This is a genomic window from Streptomyces hilarionis (assembly GCF_024539675.1).
GTDB classification, from domain to species: domain Bacteria; phylum Actinomycetota; class Actinomycetes; order Streptomycetales; family Streptomycetaceae; genus Streptomyces; species Streptomyces hilarionis.
Genome location: NZ_JAHHIT010000752.1, coordinates 1 through 265 on the forward strand (window position 1 = coordinate 1; position 265 = coordinate 265).

Annotated in this window: 1 pseudogene; it reads right to left on the reverse strand. The window is 82.3% G+C overall.

The features are described from left to right. Positions 1 to 265 (reverse strand): annotated as a pseudogene (locus KMS84_RS40240) (outer membrane protein assembly factor BamB family protein); the annotation flags it as partial.

Genomic DNA, 265 nt, shown 5'->3' on the forward strand with positions numbered 1-265 from the left:
CGCCTGGGGCGGCTGGGGCGGCTGTCCCTGGGGCTGGGCCGGCGCCGGCGGCTGGGCCTGGGGCTGCGCCTGGGGGTGGCCGTAGCCCGGCTGCGGGGCCTTGGACAGGTCGGGCGCGGCAGGCTGCGGCGGGGTGTCCTGGGGCGTCGCGTCCTGCGGGACGGCGTCCTTCGGCGGGGTGTCCTGCGGCGGGGTGTCCTGCGCGGGCGGGGGCGGACCGAACCCGCCCTGCGGCGGCCGGGAGGGCTGCTGCGGGGGCTCGTTC